Source organism: Citrobacter sp. A316 (genome assembly GCF_002042945.1).
Classification (GTDB): Bacteria; Pseudomonadota; Gammaproteobacteria; order Enterobacterales; family Enterobacteriaceae; genus Citrobacter; species Citrobacter portucalensis.
In genome coordinates this window covers 60,011-80,091 of record NZ_MVFZ01000022.1, presented here as the reverse complement: position 1 = coordinate 80,091, position 20,081 = coordinate 60,011, and the positions used below count along the sequence as shown (strand labels likewise).

The 20,081-nt window shown below is 52.1% G+C and carries 19 protein-coding genes; 13 read left to right on the top strand and 6 right to left on the bottom strand.

The features are described 5' to 3' along the window. Nucleotides 1-10 precede the first annotated feature (10 nt). Complete coding sequence (gene fabV / locus BZK41_RS22520; RefSeq protein WP_079939646.1) at nucleotides 11-1,204, bottom strand: enoyl-ACP reductase FabV; 1,194 nt, start codon at nucleotides 1,202-1,204, stop codon at nucleotides 11-13. A 172-nt stretch (nucleotides 1,205-1,376) separates the two neighbouring features. Next, nucleotides 1,377-2,279, bottom strand: a complete 903-nt coding sequence (ilvY, locus tag BZK41_RS22515) for an HTH-type transcriptional activator IlvY (RefSeq protein WP_079939645.1) — start codon at nucleotides 2,277-2,279, stop codon at nucleotides 1,377-1,379. A gap of 164 nt (nucleotides 2,280-2,443) precedes the next feature. Here ilvY and ilvC point away from each other — a divergent pair, with 164 nt between their 5' ends. Continuing rightward, nucleotides 2,444-3,919 (top strand): ketol-acid reductoisomerase, encoded by a 1,476-nt coding sequence (ilvC, locus tag BZK41_RS22510; protein WP_003829020.1) that lies wholly within the window; start codon nucleotides 2,444-2,446, stop codon nucleotides 3,917-3,919. Between the two features lie 100 nt (nucleotides 3,920-4,019). On the opposite strand, the gene ppiC (BZK41_RS22505) is transcribed toward ilvC, so the two are convergent. Beyond that, nucleotides 4,020-4,301 (bottom strand): peptidylprolyl isomerase PpiC, encoded by a 282-nt coding sequence (gene ppiC / locus BZK41_RS22505; RefSeq protein WP_003017999.1) that lies wholly within the window; start codon nucleotides 4,299-4,301, stop codon nucleotides 4,020-4,022. Between the two features lie 49 nt (nucleotides 4,302-4,350). Then, a complete protein-coding gene (gene ppiC / locus BZK41_RS22500) occupies nucleotides 4,351-4,632 on the bottom strand; it encodes a peptidylprolyl isomerase PpiC (protein ID WP_079939644.1) in 282 nt (93 codons plus the stop codon). 193 nt (nucleotides 4,633-4,825) lie between these two features. Here ppiC (BZK41_RS22500) and BZK41_RS22495 point away from each other — a divergent pair, with 193 nt between their 5' ends. From BZK41_RS22495 to rep, 4 genes are all read left to right on the top strand, one after another. Next, nucleotides 4,826-5,530, top strand: a complete 705-nt coding sequence (locus tag BZK41_RS22495) for a Crp/Fnr family transcriptional regulator (protein WP_079939649.1) — start codon at nucleotides 4,826-4,828, stop codon at nucleotides 5,528-5,530. Between the two features lie 25 nt (nucleotides 5,531-5,555). Further along, a complete protein-coding gene (locus BZK41_RS22490; RefSeq protein ID WP_079939643.1) occupies nucleotides 5,556-6,305 on the top strand; it encodes a nucleoside phosphorylase in 750 nt (249 codons plus the stop codon). Continuing rightward, on the top strand, nucleotides 6,305-7,033 hold the full coding sequence (pnuC, locus tag BZK41_RS22485) for a nicotinamide riboside transporter PnuC (RefSeq protein WP_079939642.1): 729 nt from the start codon (nucleotides 6,305-6,307) through the stop codon (nucleotides 7,031-7,033). Before BZK41_RS22490 ends, pnuC begins: the two co-directional genes overlap by 1 nt. A gap of 104 nt (nucleotides 7,034-7,137) precedes the next feature. Continuing rightward, nucleotides 7,138-9,159, top strand: a complete 2,022-nt coding sequence (gene rep, locus BZK41_RS22480) for a DNA helicase Rep (RefSeq protein WP_079939641.1) — start codon at nucleotides 7,138-7,140, stop codon at nucleotides 9,157-9,159. A 47-nt stretch (nucleotides 9,160-9,206) separates the two neighbouring features. Here rep and gppA read toward each other — a convergent pair whose 3' ends face one another. Together gppA and rhlB are read right to left on the bottom strand one after the other, a co-directional pair. Then, nucleotides 9,207-10,688, bottom strand: a complete 1,482-nt coding sequence (gene gppA / locus BZK41_RS22475) for a guanosine-5'-triphosphate,3'-diphosphate diphosphatase (RefSeq protein WP_003829016.1) — start codon at nucleotides 10,686-10,688, stop codon at nucleotides 9,207-9,209. 136 nt (nucleotides 10,689-10,824) lie between these two features. Beyond that, nucleotides 10,825-12,093, bottom strand: coding sequence for an ATP-dependent RNA helicase RhlB (gene rhlB / locus BZK41_RS22465; RefSeq protein WP_003829013.1), 1,269 nt, complete (start codon nucleotides 12,091-12,093; stop codon nucleotides 10,825-10,827). Nucleotides 12,094-12,236: 143 nt separating this feature from the next. Between rhlB and trxA the strand changes: the two genes are divergently transcribed. The 8 genes from trxA (at nucleotide 12,237) to rffG (ending at nucleotide 20,076) form a co-directional block, all read left to right on the top strand. Continuing rightward, complete coding sequence (gene trxA / locus BZK41_RS22460) at nucleotides 12,237-12,566, top strand: thioredoxin TrxA (RefSeq protein WP_001280776.1); 330 nt, start codon at nucleotides 12,237-12,239, stop codon at nucleotides 12,564-12,566. 130 nt (nucleotides 12,567-12,696) lie between these two features. Continuing rightward, on the top strand, nucleotides 12,697-12,816 hold the full coding sequence (locus BZK41_RS22455) for a rho operon leader peptide (RefSeq protein WP_049259789.1): 120 nt from the start codon (nucleotides 12,697-12,699) through the stop codon (nucleotides 12,814-12,816). An 87-nt stretch (nucleotides 12,817-12,903) separates the two neighbouring features. Then, nucleotides 12,904-14,163 (top strand): transcription termination factor Rho, encoded by a 1,260-nt coding sequence (gene rho / locus BZK41_RS22450; RefSeq protein ID WP_002437993.1) that lies wholly within the window; start codon nucleotides 12,904-12,906, stop codon nucleotides 14,161-14,163. A gap of 238 nt (nucleotides 14,164-14,401) precedes the next feature. Beyond that, the gene (wecA, locus tag BZK41_RS22445) at nucleotides 14,402-15,505 is read left to right on the top strand and encodes a UDP-N-acetylglucosamine--undecaprenyl-phosphate N-acetylglucosaminephosphotransferase (protein WP_079939640.1); all 1,104 of its coding nucleotides are present in this window, start codon (nucleotides 14,402-14,404) and stop codon (nucleotides 15,503-15,505) included. Nucleotides 15,506-15,517: 12 nt separating this feature from the next. Continuing rightward, nucleotides 15,518-16,564 (top strand): ECA polysaccharide chain length modulation protein, encoded by a 1,047-nt coding sequence (wzzE, locus tag BZK41_RS22440; protein ID WP_003829003.1) that lies wholly within the window; start codon nucleotides 15,518-15,520, stop codon nucleotides 16,562-16,564. A 55-nt stretch (nucleotides 16,565-16,619) separates the two neighbouring features. Beyond that, nucleotides 16,620-17,750 (top strand): UDP-N-acetylglucosamine 2-epimerase (non-hydrolyzing), encoded by a 1,131-nt coding sequence (gene wecB, locus BZK41_RS22435; protein WP_079939639.1) that lies wholly within the window; start codon nucleotides 16,620-16,622, stop codon nucleotides 17,748-17,750. After that, a complete protein-coding gene (gene wecC, locus BZK41_RS22430) occupies nucleotides 17,747-19,009 on the top strand; it encodes a UDP-N-acetyl-D-mannosamine dehydrogenase (protein ID WP_079939638.1) in 1,263 nt (420 codons plus the stop codon). The genes wecB and wecC overlap by 4 nt, the downstream gene beginning before the upstream one ends. Then, nucleotides 19,009-20,076, top strand: coding sequence for a dTDP-glucose 4,6-dehydratase (gene rffG / locus BZK41_RS22425; RefSeq protein WP_079939637.1), 1,068 nt, complete (start codon nucleotides 19,009-19,011; stop codon nucleotides 20,074-20,076). The genes wecC and rffG overlap by 1 nt, the downstream gene beginning before the upstream one ends. Nucleotides 20,077-20,081: the final 5 nt, after the last annotated feature.

Sequence of the window (20,081 nt, the reverse complement as noted above, 5' to 3'; positions counted from 1 at the left end):
AATCAGCAGATTACAGCGTGATAACGTCGAATTCGACTTCGGTATTCACGTCAGCGTCGTAATCCACACCGTCGAGGGCAAAACCGAACAGGTTCAGGAATTCCTGTTTGTATCCTGCATAGTCGGTTTCTTGCGCCAGGTTTTCGGTGGTGATCAGCGGCCACAGATCGCGGCATGCCTGCTGAATGTCGTCACGCAGTTCCCAGTCATCCATACGAATACGCTGGTTGTCATCAAGCGCCACTTTATCGCCGTACAGGCTGGTGGTCATCAGACGGTTGATCTGCTCGATACAACCTTCGTGAATCCCCTGCGCTTTCATCAGCTTGAAGACCATGGAGATGTACAGCGGCATTACCGGGATCGCAGAAGATGCCTGGGTGATGACGGATTTCAGTACGGCAACGTTAGCGGAACCGTTCAGCGGGGCCAGCTGGTTACGCAGTTCACCCGCCGCGCGATCGAGGTCTTCTTTCGCTTTGCCCAGCGCGCCGTGCCAGTAGATTGGCCAAGTCAGGTCGGTACCGATGTAGGAGTAGGCTACGGTTTTCACGCCGTCAGCCAGTACGCCTGCTTCATTCAGCGCGCCCATCCACAGTTCCCAGTCTTCGCCGCCCATCACGGTGACGGTGTTCTGAACTTCTTCTTCGGTAGCCGGCTCAATGCTGGCGGTGATGATCTGATCTTTGTTGGTATCGATCGCTTTAGAGGTGTAAACCTCACCGATTGGCTTCAGCGCAGAGCGGACAACTTCACCGGTTTTCGGCATTTTACGCACAGGGGAAGCCAGTGAGTAAACCACCAGGTCAATCTGACCCAGGTCTTCTTTGATCAGTTTAATTACTTCATCACGGCATTCGTCAGAGAACGCATCGCCGTTGATGCTTTTGGAGTACAGACCTTCACGCTTGGCCGCTTCGTCGAAAGCTGCAGAGTTATACCAGCCTGCGGAACCTGGTTTGGTATCCGTGCCCGGTTTTTCGAAAAATACGCCGATAGTGGCGGCACCGCTGCCAAAGGCGGCGGAAATTCTGGAAGCCAGACCGTAACCGGTGGAAGCACCGATCACCAGCACGCGGGACGGACCGTTCTCGATTTTCCCGTTCTGCTTAACATACTCGATCTGCTTTTCCACATTGACTTTGCAGCCAGTCGGATGGGTCGTTGTACAGATGAATCCACGAATTTTTGGTTTGATTATCATAATGATGGCTAATTAAGTTTGTATTTTCGCTGTCAAGTGCGCAATGACACCGTCTGTTCTGGCCTGCTTAACGCGATGGTTAACAAGCCCCCCACTACAATGGATCGCGACATTATACAGAAAAGGAGCGCCAATACTGAATCTACCACTGATTTTAGGCCTGACGCTGGCGCTACTCGGCGGATTTACGTTCCAGAACAATCTTCCAGAACGCGTCGATCAGCGGTTCATGCAGCCGCTTTTTCGGCGCGCAGACGCCCAGTTCGAACGGTGTTTTTTCGTCACTTCGCTCTAAAATCATCACGCGATTACGTACCGGCTCCGGGCTGTTTTCCAGCACCACTTCCGGCAGCAGCGCCACGCCACAGCCCAGCGCCACCATTGAGACCATCGCTTCGTGGCCACCTACCGTGGCGTAAATCGATGGGTTGCTGATTTTGTGACGGCGGAACCACAACTCGATGCGGCGGCGTACTGGACCTTGATCGGCCATGATAAACGGCACCGCTGACCAGTCCGGCTTATCGACCGATACCTGATTTCGCACCGGGCAGGGCAGGGCTGGGGCGATTAGCACGACCGTCAGATTTTCCAGCATCGAGAACGCCACCGCACCGGGCAGCGTTTCTGGCTTACCAGCAATCGCCAGATCGGCTTCGCCAGTGACCACTTTGTCCATCGCATCGGCGGCGTCGCCGGTGGTGAGCTTAATTTCCACCGATGGATGCTCGGCGCGGAAACGGTCAAGGATTGGCGGCAGATGGCTGTAGGCGGCAGTTACCGAACAGAAGATATGCAGTTCGCCCGACAGCGACGGCCCTTGTTGATCGAGGGTGTGGCGTAACTGTTGGTACTGCAACAGCGTCTGTTGGGCAAACACGCGCAGCTCTTCACCTGCTTCGGTCAACGTAACCGTGCGGTTATCGCGCACAAAAAGTGGCTGCCCGAGATCTTCTTCCAGCCTCTGAATCTGCCGCGAGAGCGTGGAGGGGCTAACGTGCATTGCCCGCGCGCTGCGGCCAAAGTGACGACTTTCAGCCAAATGCAGGAACATTTTCAGATCGCGTAAATCCACAGACGAGCCTCCGGTTTTCTACGTTGCATAAATTGCAATGTGACGTTGTGAATATATCAATTTCCGCAATAAATTTCCTGTTGTAATGTGGATTCAATCTCGCAAATACAAATCTGCGAACCGAATAATAAGCACCACAACACAACATCACGGAGTACACCATCATGGCTAACTACTTTAATACACTGAACCTGCGCCAGCAGCTGGCACAGCTGGGTAAATGTCGCTTTATGGGCCGCGACGAATTCGCCGATGGTGCGAGCTACCTTCAGGGTAAAAAAGTGGTCATCGTCGGCTGTGGCGCTCAGGGTCTGAACCAGGGCCTGAACATGCGTGACTCCGGTCTGGATATCTCCTACGCACTGCGTAAAGAAGCCATTGCTGAGAAGCGTGCTTCCTGGCGTAAAGCAACCGAAAACGGCTTCAAAGTGGGTACCTACGAAGAGCTGATCCCGCAGGCTGATTTGGTAGTTAACCTGACTCCAGACAAACAGCACTCCGACGTTGTACGTTCCGTACAGCCGTTGATGAAAGACGGCGCGGCGCTGGGTTACTCCCACGGCTTCAACATCGTCGAAGTGGGCGAGCAGATCCGTAAAGACATCACCGTTGTGATGGTGGCACCGAAGTGCCCGGGTACTGAAGTTCGTGAAGAGTACAAACGTGGCTTCGGTGTACCGACCCTGATCGCCGTTCACCCGGAAAACGATCCGAAAGGCGAAGGCATGGCGATTGCTAAAGCCTGGGCTGCGGCCACCGGCGGTCACCGTGCGGGCGTGCTGGAGTCCTCCTTCGTTGCGGAAGTGAAATCTGACCTGATGGGCGAGCAGACTATCCTGTGCGGTATGCTGCAGGCCGGTTCTCTGCTGTGCTTCGATAAGCTGGTGGAAGAAGGTACTGACCCGGCATATGCTGAAAAACTGATTCAGTTCGGCTGGGAAACAATTACCGAAGCGCTGAAACAGGGCGGCATCACCCTGATGATGGACCGTCTGTCTAACCCAGCTAAGCTGCGTGCTTACGCGCTGTCCGAGCAGCTGAAAGAAATTATGGCGCCGCTGTTCCAGAAACACATGGACGACATCATCTCCGGTGAATTCTCTTCCGGCATGATGGCTGACTGGGCCAACGACGATAAGAAACTGCTGACCTGGCGTGAAGAGACCGGCAAAACCGCATTCGAAACCGCTGCCCAGTTCGACGGTAAAATCGGCGAGCAGGAGTACTTTGATAAAGGCGTTCTGATGATTGCGATGGTGAAAGCGGGCGTTGAGCTGGCGTTCGAAACCATGGTGGATTCCGGCATCATCGAAGAATCTGCTTACTACGAATCACTGCACGAACTGCCGCTGATCGCCAACACCATCGCGCGTAAGCGTCTGTACGAAATGAATGTGGTTATCTCTGATACCGCAGAATACGGCAACTACCTGTTTTCTTACGCTTGCGTACCGCTGCTGAAAGAGTTCATGACCACCCTGCAGACCGGCGACCTGGGCAAAGCGATTGCCGAAGGCGCGGTAGACAACGCGCAGCTGCGTGACGTGAACGACGCCATTCGCGGCCACGCTATCGAGAAAGTGGGTCAGAAACTGCGTGGCTATATGACCGATATGAAGCGTATTGCAGTCGCAGGATAATTCCTCGTAGAGGAATGATATATCAACAGCGCTTCGTAGGCCGGATAAGCGAAGCGCCATCCGGCAAAAAAAGCCCGGTGTTTAAACACCGGGCTTTCTATTAATTACGGTACAGCACTTTAATGATGTGGTAACCGAACTGAGTGTGCAGCGGCCCGGTTGGCTCCAGCACAGGGCAGGAAAAGACCACTTTGTCGAACGCCGGGACCATCTGGCCCTGACGGAATTCACCTAAATCACCGCCGCGCTTGCCTGATGGGCAGATAGAGTGTTTCTTCGCCAGTTTGCCGAAGTCGGCGCCGTTTTTAATCTGTTCCAGAAGATCCAGTGCCAGTTTCTCTTCTTTAACAAGGATATGCACTGCTGCTGCTGTTTTTGCCATGATCGTGCCTTCAAAAAGGGGGCTATAAGGCTCGCGATTTTAGCATGGCTTACCGTCGATACAGCACTTTGATGATGTGGTAGCCAAATTTGGTTTTTACAGGTCCGTAAGGTTTAAGCAGTGGGCAGCTAAACACAGCGGCATCAAATGGCCCCACCATCATCCCCTGTTTGAATTCGCCCAGATCGCCGCCGTTGCGCCCAGAGGGGCAGCGAGAATAGCGTTTTGCCAAATGATCGAAGCTAATACCGCGATTCAGCTTGCTCAGGATCTCCAGAGCTAATTTCTCCTCTTTCACCAGGATATGCAGGGCTGCCGCGCTCTTAGCCATTATTTTGTTCTCATGTCTCAAAGATGTCCCGTTACTTTATCACCCGTCTTAGTCGTGGACATATACTCTTCGTCATCGCGGGACAGATGTCTCGCTTGATGTATGGAATCGGGAGATGAGCGACATTTTATCTGCCGCATTCCCTTTTGCCGGGGACCGCCGTCCTGTCCCTACAGCCGTAGAGCGAGATAACATGAATACAATGAAAAAACCTGAATTTTCAGTCGGCTGGCTTTCCGGGCTCAGTGATATTGTTTGCGATCCACAGCTCTACGAATTACTGAAATATTGCCCTCTGGACATCTTGCAGCGCTGGCGTTTTGAAGAGATCCCGCGCGGTGTCTTTATCTGTCGACAGGGGGAAATATGCCAGCGTTTTTCGCTGATTATTGCCGGTGAAGTCGATGTTTTCTATGAGGCTGAAGATGGACGTCGTTATCGTCAGGCCCGCTACCGGAAAGGCGATATGCTGGGCGAACTCGAGATTTTTGAGTCGCGTCATTATATCTGTTCGGTGGTGGCGGTAGGACATGTGCAGCTTCTGAGCTTGTCGCAGGAATACTTCAGCCGCTGGCTGGCGTTAGATAACCATTTTAACCAGCGGATGCTGCGCTTCTTTAGTCAGCAATATTACCAGCTGTCGAAAAAGGCCAGTAGCGACAATCTTTACTCGCTGTATCAGCGAGTGTGCCAGGCGTTATGGTTGCGTTATCAACAAGATGGCACGAATAAAATTTTGCTGGATAAGCTAAACCTCAGCCAGGAACTGGCTACGACAACCCGCAGTATTAACCGTATTTTACATGACCTGAAAGCGTTACAGATTATTGATACCGATGGTGAAAGTATTGTGTTATTAGCCTCTGAAAAACTAAAGCAGGAGGCTGATATCGGATAACCGCAAGAGTGAAGGAGGCGGGTGAATGTCGCTGCAACCCCATATCCAGTTAAATCAGGAGATGACTGGCGCACGATACGCGCTGCTGCCGGGTGACCCACAGCGGGTCGACCGCATCATCAATTTTCTAGATAACCCAGAATCGCTTGGTCAAAACCGTGAGTTTCGCGCCGCACGAGGCTGGTATCAGGGGATCGAGATTTTAGTACTCTCTACCGGAATCGGTGGGCCGTCTACGGCGATTGCCATTGAAGAACTGCGTCAGATCGGCGTAAAGACCCTGATTCGTATCGGCAGTTGCGGCGCATTGCAGGATAATCTTGCGCTCGGTGACGTGATTATCGCCCATGCCGCGGTAACGGATGACGGGACCAGCCGTACCTATGCGCCTGCGGGCTATCCAGCCTGCGCTGACCCGCAGTTAATCTGGGAACTGATGGCACAGGCGCGTCAGATGAATATTCCAGCCACATGTGGTCTGGTGCGCAGCCATGACAGTTTTTATACCGACCATGAAGCGCAACTTGATGTCCAGTGGTCGGCGCTTGGCATTCTGGGAGCCGATATGGAGAGCGCCGCTCTGATGACCATTGGTTCGCTACGCGGGTTACGTACGGCATCGTTACTCAACGTGGTTGTCGCTCACAACGGTTGTCTGGATAGCAGCATCAATGATTACGTCCAGCAGGAAACGTTGTGCCAACAGGGCGAAGAACGGCAAATTGCCCTGGCGCTACGCGCCATTCATTCCGATAGTCAGCAAGGAGGTCAGTGATGGACTTTTTTAGCATTAACAATGTAATGGTCAACATTCCTCTTGGCGAAGGCGGCTATGCACTATCGTGGATTGAGGCCATTGGTACCGTATTTGGTCTGCTATGTATCTGGTGTGCCAGCCGGGAAAAAATCATCAATTACCTGTTTGGCCTGATTAACGTCACGCTGTTTGCGGCGATTTTCTTTCAGATTCAGCTCTATGCCAGCCTGTTACTGCAGGTATTTTTCTTCGCTGCTAACATTTACGGCGGGTATGCCTGGAGCCGGCAAAATGAGGCGCAGGAAGCTGCGCTCAAGGTACGTTGGCTGTCCCGCCAGCAAACCCTGGTACTGGGCGGCGTCTGTGCGGTGGCGATAGTATTGATGACGCTGTTTATCGATCCGGTGTTTGCGGCGCTCACCCGCATCATGATTGCCCTGCTGCAAACATTTGGTATGCAGGTCGCGATGCCTGACCTACAGCCCGACGCCTTCCCGTTCTGGGATTCCACCATGCTGGTCTTGTCGATTGCGGCCATGATTCTGATGACGCGTAAATATGTCGAAAACTGGCTGCTGTGGGTGCTCATCGACGTGATTAGTGTGGTTATTTACGCGGTGCAGGGCGTCTACGCCATGTCGCTCGAATATGTCCTGCTGACGGCAATCGCGGTGATGGGATCTTACAGCTGGATCAAGAGCGCACAGCGCAACGGTTACACACCGCTTGCCGTGACGGCTTCCTGATTGACCCGATTTTCTGGCTACTCACAGGGGTAGCCTGTTACTCTTTTTCTCCCTCTTTCTGCTACAATCCACCTCCCCCGTGTTTACAGATTGAGCAATCCTTTATGCGTTTGAACCCCGGACAACAACAAGCCGTCGAATTCGTCACCGGACCTTGCCTGGTGCTGGCGGGCGCGGGTTCCGGCAAAACGCGTGTTATCACCAACAAAATCGCCCATCTGATCCGTGAATGTGGCTATCAGGCACGACATATTGCGGCAGTGACCTTTACCAATAAGGCTGCGCGCGAGATGAAAGAGCGCGTGGCGCAAACGCTGGGCCGTAAAGAGGCGCGTGGGTTGATGATCTCCACCTTCCATACCCTGGGACTGGATATCATTAAGCGTGAATATGCGGCGCTGGGGATGAAGTCGAACTTCTCGTTGTTTGACGATACTGACCAGGTGGCCTTGCTTAAGGAACTGACTGAAGGGCTAATCGAAGACGATAAGCTTATTCTCCAGCAGTTGATCTCGACGATCTCCAACTGGAAAAATGATCTGATGACCCCGGCGCAGGCGGCAGCCAGCGCAAAGGGCGAGCGCGATCGTATTTTTGCCCACTGCTATGGTCTGTATGACGCGCATATGAAGGCGTGTAACGTCCTCGATTTTGACGATCTGATCCTGCTTCCCACGCTGCTGCTGCAGCGTAATGAAGAGGTGCGTGAGCGCTGGCAAAATCGAATCCGCTACCTGCTGGTGGATGAATATCAGGATACCAACACCAGCCAGTACGAGCTGGTGAAGTTGCTGGTGGGAAAACGCGCGCGCTTTACCGTCGTGGGTGATGACGATCAGTCGATCTACTCCTGGCGTGGCGCACGTCCGCAGAACCTGGTACTGCTAAGCAAAGATTTTCCGGCTTTGCAGGTGGTGAAGCTGGAGCAAAACTACCGTTCATCAGGTCGTATCCTGAAGGCGGCGAATATCCTCATTGCGAACAACCCACACGTCTTTGAAAAGCGGCTATTTTCCGAGTTGGGTTATGGTGCTGAGCTGAAGGTACTGAGTGCCAACAATGAAGAGCATGAAGCGGAACGTGTGACCGGGGAGTTAATTGCCCATCACTTTGTGAACAAGACGCAATATAAAGACTACGCCATCCTGTATCGCGGTAACCATCAGTCGCGTGTGTTCGAAAAGTTTCTGATGCAAAACCGTATCCCGTACAAAATTTCCGGCGGGACGTCGTTCTTCTCGCGCCCGGAGATTAAAGATCTGCTGGCCTACCTGCGCGTGCTGAGCAACCCGGATGACGATAGCGCATTTTTGCGCATCGTAAACACGCCAAAGCGTGAAATCGGTCCGGCCACGCTGCAAAAGTTGGGTGAATGGGCGATGACGCGTAATAAAAGTCTGTTTACCGCCAGCTTTGATATGGGGCTTAGCCAGACACTAACCGGGCGCGGGTATGACTCTCTGACCCGCTTTACGCACTGGCTGGGTGAAATTCAGCGCCTGGCGGAGCGCGACCCGGTTGCCGCCGTGCGCGATCTGATCCACGGTATTGATTACGAATCCTGGCTGTATGAAACCTCGCCGAGCCCGAAAGCGGCTGAAATGCGTATGAAAAACGTCAATACGCTGTTCAGCTGGATGACGGAGATGCTGGAAGGCAGTGAGCTGGAAGAGCCGATGACCCTGACTCAGGTTGTTACCCGCTTTACACTGCGCGACATGATGGAGCGCGGAGAGAGCGAAGAAGAACTGGATCAGGTGCAGTTGATGACGCTGCATGCCTCAAAAGGACTGGAATTCCCGTATGTATTTATGGTGGGAATGGAAGAAGGATTTTTGCCGCACCAGAGCAGCATCGATGAAGACAATATCGACGAAGAGCGTCGTCTGGCTTACGTAGGGATTACGCGTGCACAAAAAGAACTCATCTTCACGCTATGTAAAGAGCGTCGTCAGTACGGTGAACTGGTGCGCCCGGAACCGAGTCGCTTCCTGTTGGAACTGCCGCAAGATGACGTTATCTGGGAACAAGAGCGTAAAGTGGTGAGTGCTGAGGAGCGGATGCAAAAAGGACAGGCCAGCATCGCTAATATTCGGGCGATGATGGCGAAAGCTAAAGCGAAGTAGATATTTTGTAGGCCGGATACGTGTAAGCGCTATCCGGCAACTAACATCTAATGAACGTCCAGCGGCCAGTGGACATAGCTTTGCCACTGGCTTTCCTGATCGATTAACTCTTTACCCAGTGGATGATGTTCCAGCCAGCCTTCTGGTAGCGTGACCGTCAGGTGCTCGTTTCTTGCATCCATTTGAATTTCCGGCACCAGATCGTCGCGGCGACGACTGGCGAAGATGATCGCCAAACGTAGCAAACGGCAAAGATGCTCCGCGATGCGCGGTGGCACTGCGTTTTGCTGGTGGAGCGAAGAGAGATCAACGGGATTGGTCTGGTTGAGTAACAGCGTTGCTAGCAGTTTCTTTTGCGCAGGGGTAAAACCCGGGAGATCGAGATTGCGCACCAGATAAGCGGCGTGCTGTGGTGCCTGTTTAAAATCAACGCTTAGGCCAATTTCATGCAGCTGACAGGCACTAATCAGTAGTTCGCGGCTAATCGGTTCAAGATGCCACTTTTTTTCTACCTGATCGAGAAATTTAGTCGCTAAATTGGCAACGCGATGTGCTTGCTCTGTATCGACCATAAAGCGACGCTGGATATTGCGTAATGTGCGGCTACGAATATCCTGATCCACCGCCAGGTGCAGCATACCGTAGACCAGGCCTTCACGTAATGCCCCGCCGGCCAGGGTCATGCATTGAATGTTCAGTTCGGTGAAAATAGCAATCAGAATGGCCAGCCCGCTGGGGAAAACCAGCGCTCGTTCCAGCGTTAACCCTTCGATTTCCAGCTCTTCCAGACGACCGCAGTGAATGGCGCGCTGCTTAAGCTGTTGAAGTTTGGCCAGCGTAATACGCTCATCCATGCCCTGCGCCATCATGATTTCCTGCAACGCCTGGACGGTACCAGAGGCACCAACGCAAACTTTCCAGCCATGAAAACGCAGTTTGTCGGCGACCGGGCGCAGAACTTCACGTGCGGCCTTCTCTGCCTCGTCAAAGTTTTCCTGTGCCAGATTACGATCGGTAAAATACCGTTCGAGCCAGGTGACGCAGCCCATCGACAGGCTGAACAGAGAGGTGGTTTGTGCACCGGAGCCGGTGACCAGTTCAGTACTGGCGCCGCCAATATCCACAACCAGACGCTGATCGGCACCGCCGGTCGTGTGGGCTACACCTTGATAAATCAGTCGCGCTTCTTCTTCACCGCTAATCACCTGGACAGGGCAGCCAAGGATCTCTTGCGCTTTAGCAATAAACACATCGGCATTTACGGCGATGCGTAATGTTGCCGTGGCGACCACGCGGATTTGTGGATGCGGAATATCCTGCAGACGTTCTGCAAACAGGCGCAAGCATTGCCAGCCGCGCTCCATCGCTTCAACAGAAAGCTCGTTGTCACCGTTGAGTCCAGCGGCCAGACGCACTTTGCGTTTGATACGCGTGAGCGTCTGGATGCTTCCTGCCACCTCGCGTACAACCAGCATATGAAAACTATTCGAGCCGAGATCGATTGCCGCATACAGCGAAGTAGAATTCATACACTTCATCCTTCAACCTGTATCTGTGTTGGCTGCGTTCTCTCACCCGAATCACTTACTAAAGTAAGCTCATCGGGATTCGTTTTCTTGCCGCCTTGATACAGGCTGAATGATTTTGTGTATGGCATAACTTTTCTTAACCTGAACGACGACGATTACGCGGAGCACCACCGGTACGGCGTGGGCCATTGCCTGTGCGCGGGCGCGTTAAGCGCAACGGCTTCGGCAGATCGGTCATCAGCGCATCCGGGTTATACTTGCTGACCGGAATCGAGTGGCCGATATAGGTCTCGATTGCGGGTAAATTCAGCGCGTACTCTTCACAGGCAAGGCTGATAGAGTGACCGCTTGCGCCAGCACGTCCGGTACGACCGATTCGGTGAACGTAATCTTCACAGTCATCCGGCAGGTCATAGTTAAATACGTGCGTTACGGCTGGGATATGCAGACCACGCGCAGCGACATCCGTCGCAACGAGAATGTCGAGATCGCCACGGGTGAATTCATCAAGAATACGCAGACGTTTTTTCTGTGCCACGTCACCGGTCAGCAGACCGACGCGATGACCGTCCGCAGCAAGGCTGCCCCAGATATCTTCACAACGATGCTTGGTGTTAGCAAAAACAATGGCGCGATCTGGCCACTCTTCTTCAATCAGCGTTTGCAGCAAACGCATTTTCTCTTCGTTGGAAGGATAGAAGAGCTCTTCTTTAATGCGGTGGCCAGTTTTCTGTTCCGGTTCGACTTCAACGTATTCAGCGTTATTCATCTGTTCGAACGCCAGTTCGCGAACGCGGTAAGAGAGCGTTGCAGAAAACAGCATGTTCAGACGTTGGGTGGTTGGCGGCATACGACGGAACAGCCAACGGATATCTTTAATAAAGCCCAGATCGTACATACGATCGGCTTCATCCAGCACCACGACCTGAATCGCGCCCAGATTAATGTGGTTCTGTTTTGCATAGTCGATGAGACGACCGGTCGTGCCGATAAGAATATCGACGCCGCTTTCCAGCACTTTCAGCTGTTTATCGTAACCGTCGCCGCCATACGCGAGGCCTAATTTCAGACCAGTGGTCTGTGCCAGCGGCTCGGCATCGGCGTGGATCTGCACGGCTAACTCACGCGTTGGCGCCATAATTAACGCACGCGGTTGGTTCACCTTGCGATCGGCAATCGCGGGATGAGAGAGAAGATAATGAAACGTTGACGTCAGGAACGCCATCGTTTTTCCGGTACCGGTTTGCGCCTGCCCGGCAACATCACGACCAGCCAGCGTTAGCGGCAGCGCGAGGGCCTGAATGGGCGTGCAGTTATGAAAGCCTTTGTTTTCAAGGGCTTCTATCACCTTTGGGTGCAGGGCGAAGTCGGAAAACTTCTGTTCTGTTAAATGTGTTTTGCTCATAGTGTGGTAGAATATCAGCTTACTATTGCTTTACGAAAGCGTATCCGGTGAAATAAAGTCAACCTTTAGTTGGTTAATGCTACATCAACACGTCGTTGATTAATGCTACACCAATGCACCAGGCTTATTCCTGTGGAGTTATTATGAGCGATAAAATTATTCACCTGACTGACGACAGTTTTGACACGGATGTACTCAAAGCGGACGGAGCAATCCTCGTTGATTTCTGGGCAGAGTGGTGCGGTCCGTGCAAAATGATCGCTCCGATTCTGGATGAAATCGCTGACGAATATCAGGGCAAACTGACGGTTGCTAAACTGAACATTGACCAAAACCCAGGCACCGCGCCGAAGTATGGTATCCGTGGCATCCCGACCCTGCTGCTGTTTAAAAACGGCGAAGTTGCGGCAACGAAAGTCGGCGCACTGTCCAAAGGTCAGTTGAAAGAATTCCTCGACGCTAATTTAGCGTAAGGAAGTCTCATGATCGGGCGACCCTACTTCGAAATGATTCGGATGACTGGACGCCCGACTTGAGTCGTGCTAAGTTAGAGTTGACTTCGTATTAAACATACCTTATTAAGTTTGAATCTAGTTATATCCAATACTTCCCGTTGTTTCTCGCGCGAGAAGTGGACAGATTCCTGGCTTGTCACTCAATCCGTCTTGTCGTTTCAGTTCTGCGTACTTTCCTGTGACCAGACAGCGAACAGACATGAGTTGATGGCCGTAAACAGGCATGGATGACCCTGCCATACCATTCACAACATTAAGTTCGAGATTTACCCCAAGTTTAAGAACTCACACCATTATGAATCTTACCGAATTAAAGAATACGCCGGTTTCTGAGCTGATCACTCTCGGCGAAAATATGGGCCTTGAAAACCTGGCTCGTATGCGCAAGCAGGACATTATTTTTGCCATCCTGAAGCAGCACGCAAAGAGTGGCGAAGATATCTTTGGTGACGGTGTGCTGGAGATATTGCAGGATGGATTTGGTTTCCTCCGCTCTGCAGACAGCTCCTACCTCGCCGGTCCTGATGACATCTACGTTTCTCCCAGCCAAATCCGCCGTTTCAACCTCCGCACTGGTGATACCATTTCTGGTAAGATTCGCCCGCCGAAAGAAGGTGAACGCTACTTTGCGCTGTTGAAAGTTAACGAAGTTAACTACGACAAACCAGAAAACGCCCGTAACAAAATCCTCTTTGAGAACTTAACGCCGCTGCACGCAAACTCTCGTCTGCGTATGGAACGTGGTAACGGTTCTACTGAAGACCTAACGGCGCGTGTACTGGATCTGGCATCGCCGATCGGTCGTGGCCAACGTGGTCTGATTGTTGCTCCGCCGAAAGCGGGTAAAACTATGCTGCTGCAGAACATCGCGCAGAGCATTGCCTACAATCATCCTGACTGCGTGCTGATGGTGCTGCTGATTGACGAACGTCCGGAAGAAGTTACCGAGATGCAGCGTCTGGTGAAAGGTGAAGTGGTTGCGTCTACCTTTGACGAACCTGCCTCCCGCCACGTTCAGGTTGCGGAAATGGTTATCGAGAAGGCGAAACGTCTGGTTGAACACAAGAAAGACGTTATCATTCTACTTGATTCCATCACCCGTCTGGCGCGTGCATATAACACCGTGGTTCCGGCTTCCGGTAAAGTACTGACCGGTGGTGTGGACGCCAACGCCCTGCATCGTCCGAAGCGTTTCTTTGGTGCTGCACGTAACGTGGAAGAGGGCGGTAGCCTGACCATCATCGCGACTGCGCTGATTGATACCGGCTCTAAAATGGATGAAGTTATCTACGAAGAGTTTAAAGGTACCGGCAACATGGAACTGCATCTCTCTCGTAAGATTGCTGAAAAACGCGTCTTCCCGGCTATCGACTACAACCGTTCCGGTACCCGTAAAGAAGAGCTGCTCACCACCCAGGAAGAGCTGCAGAAAATGTGGATTCTGCGCAAAATCATCCATCCTATGGGTGAAATCGACGCAATGGAATTCCTCATTAACAAACTGGCGATGACCAAGACCAATGACGACTTCTTCGATATGATGAAGCGTTCCTGATTCGGGCATCATCTGAAAACGCCACGTTTTTACGTGGCGTTTTGCTTTTGTGGATGTAATCTTAACGACACAATAATAATAATCCGGTATGACATACCGCCTGGCGACGAAGGGTTGTAATTCGTATTTTGTGGTTAATAATCATACAGAACCACCTGATATGGAATCGGGTTTCTCTTCTGAATAATCGCCTGGATGGTTATACTTCATATATTGATATTCTTTGAGAGTATGTATAGTGAATTTACTGACAGCAAGTACTGATCTCATCAGTATTTTTTTATTCACAACGCTGTTTCTTTTCTTTGCCCGCAAGGTTGCGAAAAAGATAGGATTGGTGGATAAACCCAACTTCCGCAAACGTCATCAGGGACTGATTCCGTTGGTTGGGGGGATTTCGGTTTACGCAGGCATTTGCTTTACGTTCCTCATCGCCGATTATTATATCCCGCATGCAACTCTCTACCTGGCTTGTGCCGGTGTACTGGTGTTTATCGGTGCGCTGGACGACCGCTTTGATATCAGTGTAAAAATCCGTGCGACCATCCAGGCTATCATCGGCATCATTATGATGGCAGTTGGTAAGCTCTATCTGCTAAGTCTCGGGTTCATTTTTGGCCCCTGGGAGATGGTGCTCGGGCCTTTTGGTTATTTCCTTACCCTTTTCGCCGTTTGGGCTGCAATTAACGCCTTTAACATGGTGGATGGGATTGATGGTCTGTTAGGCGGGCTATCCAGCGTATCATTCGCCGCAATGGGGCTTATTTTGTGGTTTGACGGCCAGACAAGCCTGGCAATTTGGTGTTTTGCCATGATCGCCGCCATTCTGCCTTACATCATGCTGAACCTGGGTATTCTCGGACGTCGCTATAAGGTCTTTATGGGCGATGCGGGGAGTACGCTGATTGGCTTTACGGTCATCTGGATCCTGCTGGAGACCACTCAAGGTAAAACGCATCCTATTAGCCCGGTCACCGCACTGTGGATTATTGCCATTCCGTTAATGGATATGGTGGCGATTATGTATCGTCGTTTACGTAAAGGCATGAGTCCTTTCTCCCCGGACCGTCAACATATTCACCATTTAATCATGCGTGCCGGGTTTACCTCCCGACAGGCTTTTGTCCTGATTACGCTGGCTGCTGCGATCCTGGCTTCTATCGGCGTGCTGGCTGAATATTCTCGGATCGTTCCAGAATGGGTGATGCTGGTGCTCTTTTTACTGGCATTTGTCTTGTACGACTATTGTATTAAACGTGCCTGGAAGGTAGCGAGATTTATCAAACGCTGGAAGCGCAAGCTGCGTAGAAACCGTGACAGTAAACCAAACTTAACCAAATAAATTGAGGGTACGATGACACAACCATTACCGGGGGAACATGCCATGAGCGCTGAAAATGAACTGGACATCCGTGGGTTGTTTCGTACTTTGTGGACAGGGAAGGTGTGGATCGTCGGTATGGCTCTCGCCTTCGCGTTAGTCGCTCTCGCCTATACGTTTTTTGCTCGTCAGGAGTGGAGCGCGACGGCGATTTCAGACCGGCCAACGGTTAATATGTTGGGCGGCTATTACTCTCAGCAGCAGTTCTTACGTAACCTGGACATCAAGGCCAGTCTTGCATCAGCGGATCAGCCGTCAGTGATGGATGAAGCCTATAAAGAATTTATCATGCAGCTTGCCTCATGGGATACGCGCCGTGAATTCTGGCAGCAGACTGATTACTACAAGCAACGGATGGTGGGTAACAGTAAAGCCGATGCGGCGATGCTGGATGAACTGATTAATAACATTCAGTTTATGCCTGGCGATGCGGTTCGTAATACTAATGACAGCGTGAAGCTGATTGCCGAAACGGCGCCTGATGCCAACAATCTGTTGCGTCAGTACGTCGCGTTTGCCAGTCAGCGTGCAGCGCGTCATCTGAACGACGAGTTAAAGGGAGCTTGGGCTGCGCGCACCGTGCAAATGAAGGCGCAGGTTAAACGCCAGGAAGAAGTGGCGAAATCGATCTTCTCCCGCCGTGTTCATAACATTGAGCAGGCACTCAAAATTGCTGAGCAGCATAATATTTCGCGTACTTCCACTGACGTTCCGGCTGAAGAATTACCCGATTCAGAACTGTTTTTGCTTGGACGCCCTATGCTGCAGGCGCGACTCGAAAACCTGCAATCTGTTGGTCCCGATTTCGATCTGGACTACTTCCAAAACCGAGCCATGCTTAACACACTGAACGTTGGGCCAACTCTGGATCCGCGTTTTCAGACCTATCGTTATTTGCGTACGCCGGAGGAACCGGTAAAACGTGACAGCCCTCGTCGTGCCTTCTTGATGATTATGTGGGGCATCGTTGGGGCTCTGATCGGTGCTGGTGTTGCGTTAACCCGTCGCCGCACGATTTAGCAATATCGTTGCAGTGAGGGGCTGGGCCCTCACTGCCAATCCGAAGAGAATCGATGTGAAAGTACTGACTGTATTTGGCACGCGACCGGAGGCCATAAAAATGGCACCTCTGGTTCATGCGCTGGCAAAAGATCCTGATTTTGAGGCAAAAGTTTGCGTCACGGCGCAGCATCGGGAGATGCTCGATCAGGTGTTGAACCTCTTTTCCATTGTACCTGACTACGATCTCAATATTATGCAGCCAGGTCAGGGACTAACAGAAATTACCTGCCGAATACTGGAAGGATTAAAGCCCATTCTGGCTGATTTTAAACCCGACGTTGTGTTAGTTCACGGCGATACCACGACAACTATTGCCACTAGCCTGGCCGCGTTCTATCAGCGCATCCCGGTAGGGCATGTGGAGGCGGGTTTACGTACCGGCGATCTCTACTCTCCCTGGCCGGAAGAGGCGAACCGTACGCTGACCGGGCATCTGGCGATGTATCATTTTGCGCCAACAGAAAATTCGCGGCAAAACCTGCTGCGGGAAAACATTTCCGATAGCCGTATTTTTGTTACAGGTAATACGGTTATTGATGCGTTGATCTGGGTGCGTGACCGCGTACTGGCGAGTGATGCATTGCGAGCTGAACTGGCAGAGCATTACCCATTCCTGAGCTCGGATAAAAAGATGATACTGGTGACTGGTCATCGTCGGGAAAGCTTCGGTCGCGGTTTTGAACACATTTGCCATGCGCTGGCGGAAATTGCTGCGGCCAATCAGAACGTGCAGATTGTTTATCCGGTTCACCTGAATCCTAACGTCAGCGAACCGGTTAATCGCATTCTGGGTCACGTTGAAAACGTCATCCTGATTGAACCGCAGGATTACATGCCGTTTGTCTGGCTGATGAATCACGCCTGGCTGATCCTTACCGACTCTGGAGGGATTCAGGAAGAAGCTCCATCTCTGGGGAAACCGGTACTGGTGATGCGCGAAACGACGGAACGTCCGGAAGCGATTACCGCAGGCACAGTACGTCTGGTAGGGACAGACCCGCAGCGTATTGTCGAAGAAGTCACGCGTTTGCTGCATGACGAGAATGAATATCAGACCATGAGCCGCGCCCATAATCCGTATGGTGACGGGCAGGCATGTGACCGCATCTTACACGCGTTAAAAAATAATCGGATATCGCTATGAGTTTTACGACCATTTCTGTCATTGGGCTGGGTTATATCGGACTGCCGACGGCGGCTGCCTTTGCTTCCCGTCAAAAGCATGTGATTGGCGTAGATGTAAATCAACACGCGGTGGATACCATTAATCGCGGTGAAATTCATATCGTTGAGCCAGATTTGGGCACCGTGGTGAAAACGGCGGTCGAAAATGGATTTCTGCGCGCGACCACAACCCCTGTAGACGCGGATGCCTATCTGATTGCTGTGCCTACCCCGTTTAAGGGGGAGCATGAACCCGATATGGTCTACGTAGAAGCCGCGGCTAAATCTCTTGCACCAGTGCTGAAAAAAGGCGCGTTGGTGATCCTTGAATCTACGTCGCCTGTCGGAGCCACTGAACAGATGGCCGCATGGCTGGCAGAAATGCGTCCTGACCTGACTTTCCCGCAACAGGTCGGTGAACAGGCTGATGTTAATATTGCTTATTGCCCAGAACGCGTGTTGCCGGGCCAGGTGATGGTTGAGCTGATTAAAAACGACCGCGTGATTGGCGGAATGACCTCCGTCTGTTCCGCACGTGCCAGCGAGCTATACAACATCTTCCTCGAAGGTGAATGTGTTGTGACCAACGCCCGCACTGCGGAAATGTGCAAGCTAACTGAGAATAGCTTCCGCGACGTTAATATCGCCTTCGCCAATGAGCTGTCGCTGATTTGCGCCGATCAGGGGATCAACGTCTGGGAACTGATTCGCCTCGCAAATCGCCATCCGCGCGTGAATATTTTGCAACCGGGTCCGGGTGTTGGCGGACACTGTATCGCGGTTGATCCGTGGTTTATCGTGGCGCAGAACCCGCAGCAGGCGAAATTGATTCGCACCGCGCGTGAGGTAAACGATAGTAAGCCTCATTGGGTGGTTGATCAGGTAAAAGCTGCCGTGGCCGACTGTCTGGTGGATACCAATAAACGGGCCAGCGAAGTGAAAATTGCCTGTTTTGGTCTGGCATTTAAACCGAATATTGACGATTTACGTGAAAGCCCGGCGATGGGAATTGCGCAAAGCATCGCGCATTGGCACAAAGGCGAAACGCTGGTGGTGGAGCCGAACATCCATCAACTGCCGAAAAAACTGGACGGTCTGTGCCAACTGGCTACGCTGGACGATGCTCTGGCAAGCGCCGATGTGCTGGTCTTGCTGGTTGACCATAATGAATTTAAAGCCATTAAAGACGATGCGGTTTACCAGCAATATGTCGTTGATACCAAAGGAGTCTGGCGCTAATGAAGCGAATTCTGGTTACCGGTGGAGCGGGATTCATCGGCTCGGCGGTTGTTCGCCATATCATTCAGGAGACTCAGGATGCGGCAATTGTGGTCGATAAGCTGACCTATGCCGGAAACCTGATGTCGCTGGAGCCGGTTGCACAGAATCCTCGTTTTACCTTTGAGAAAGTCGATATCTGCGATCGCGCTTCGCTCGACAGGGTGTTTCAACACTATCAGCCGGACTGCGTGATGCATCTGGCGGCAGAAAGCCACGTCGATCGCTCCATTGATGGTCCGGCCGCCTTTATCGAAACTAACATTGTGGGAACCTACACGCTGTTGGAAGCGGCGCGTGCTTACTGGAGTGATTTAACCAGCGAGAAAAAATCAGCGTTTCGTTTCCACCATATCTCGACTGACGAGGTGTATGGCGATCTGCATTCTACGGATGATTTCTTCACTGAAACAACGCCGTATGCGCCGAGCAGCCCTTATTCCGCGTCAAAAGCCAGCAGCGATCATCTGGTCCGTGCCTGGCTACGTACCTACGGCCTGCCAACGCTGATAACCAACTGTTCTAACAACTATGGTCCGTACCATTTCCCGGAAAAACTGATTCCGCTGATGATCCTCAACGCATTGGCGGGGAAGCCGTTGCCGGTTTACGGCAATGGGCAACAGATCCGTGACTGGTTGTATGTAGAAGATCACGCCAGGGCGCTCTATTGTGTGGCGACAACGGGCGCGGTGGGTGAAACCTATAATATTGGTGGCCATAACGAGCGTAAAAACCTGGAGGTTGTCGAAACGGTTTGCAGCCTGTTGGAAGAGCTGGCACCGCAAAAGCCGCTGGGTATCGCGCAGTACCGCGACTTGATCGCTTTTGTGGACGATCGCCCGGGTCATGATTTGCGTTATGCCATTGACGCGTCGAAAATTGCGCGTGAGCTAGGCTGGATGCCGCAAGAAACGTTTGAAAGCGGAATGCGCAAAACCGTGGAGTGGTATCTGGCTAATCAGGCATGGTGGAAACCCGTGCAGGACGGCAGTTACCAGGGCGAACGTTTAGGTCTGAAGGGCTAACAGCC

Excerpts from the sequence above, each read along its gene's own strand:
- fabV (WP_079939646.1), bottom strand. The coding sequence starts at position 1,204 with ATGATAATCAAACCAAAAATTCGTGGATTCATCTGTACAACGACCCAT.
- ilvC (WP_003829020.1), top strand. The coding sequence starts at position 2,444 with ATGGCTAACTACTTTAATACACTGAACCTGCGCCAGCAGCTGGCACAG.
- ppiC (WP_003017999.1), bottom strand. The coding sequence starts at position 4,301 with ATGGCAAAAACAGCAGCAGCAGTGCATATCCTTGTTAAAGAAGAGAAA.
- ppiC (WP_079939644.1), bottom strand. The coding sequence starts at position 4,632 with ATGGCTAAGAGCGCGGCAGCCCTGCATATCCTGGTGAAAGAGGAGAAA.
- BZK41_RS22495 (WP_079939649.1), top strand. The coding sequence starts at position 4,826 with ATGAATACAATGAAAAAACCTGAATTTTCAGTCGGCTGGCTTTCCGGG.
- BZK41_RS22490 (WP_079939643.1), top strand. The coding sequence starts at position 5,556 with ATGTCGCTGCAACCCCATATCCAGTTAAATCAGGAGATGACTGGCGCA.
- pnuC (WP_079939642.1), top strand. The coding sequence starts at position 6,305 with ATGGACTTTTTTAGCATTAACAATGTAATGGTCAACATTCCTCTTGGC.
- rep (WP_079939641.1), top strand. The coding sequence starts at position 7,138 with ATGCGTTTGAACCCCGGACAACAACAAGCCGTCGAATTCGTCACCGGA.
- gppA (WP_003829016.1), bottom strand. The coding sequence starts at position 10,688 with ATGAATTCTACTTCGCTGTATGCGGCAATCGATCTCGGCTCGAATAGT.
- rhlB (WP_003829013.1), bottom strand. The coding sequence starts at position 12,093 with ATGAGCAAAACACATTTAACAGAACAGAAGTTTTCCGACTTCGCCCTG.
- trxA (WP_001280776.1), top strand. The coding sequence starts at position 12,237 with ATGAGCGATAAAATTATTCACCTGACTGACGACAGTTTTGACACGGAT.
- rho (WP_002437993.1), top strand. The coding sequence starts at position 12,904 with ATGAATCTTACCGAATTAAAGAATACGCCGGTTTCTGAGCTGATCACT.
- wzzE (WP_003829003.1), top strand. The coding sequence starts at position 15,518 with ATGACACAACCATTACCGGGGGAACATGCCATGAGCGCTGAAAATGAA.
- wecC (WP_079939638.1), top strand. The coding sequence starts at position 17,747 with ATGAGTTTTACGACCATTTCTGTCATTGGGCTGGGTTATATCGGACTG.
- rffG (WP_079939637.1), top strand. The coding sequence starts at position 19,009 with ATGAAGCGAATTCTGGTTACCGGTGGAGCGGGATTCATCGGCTCGGCG.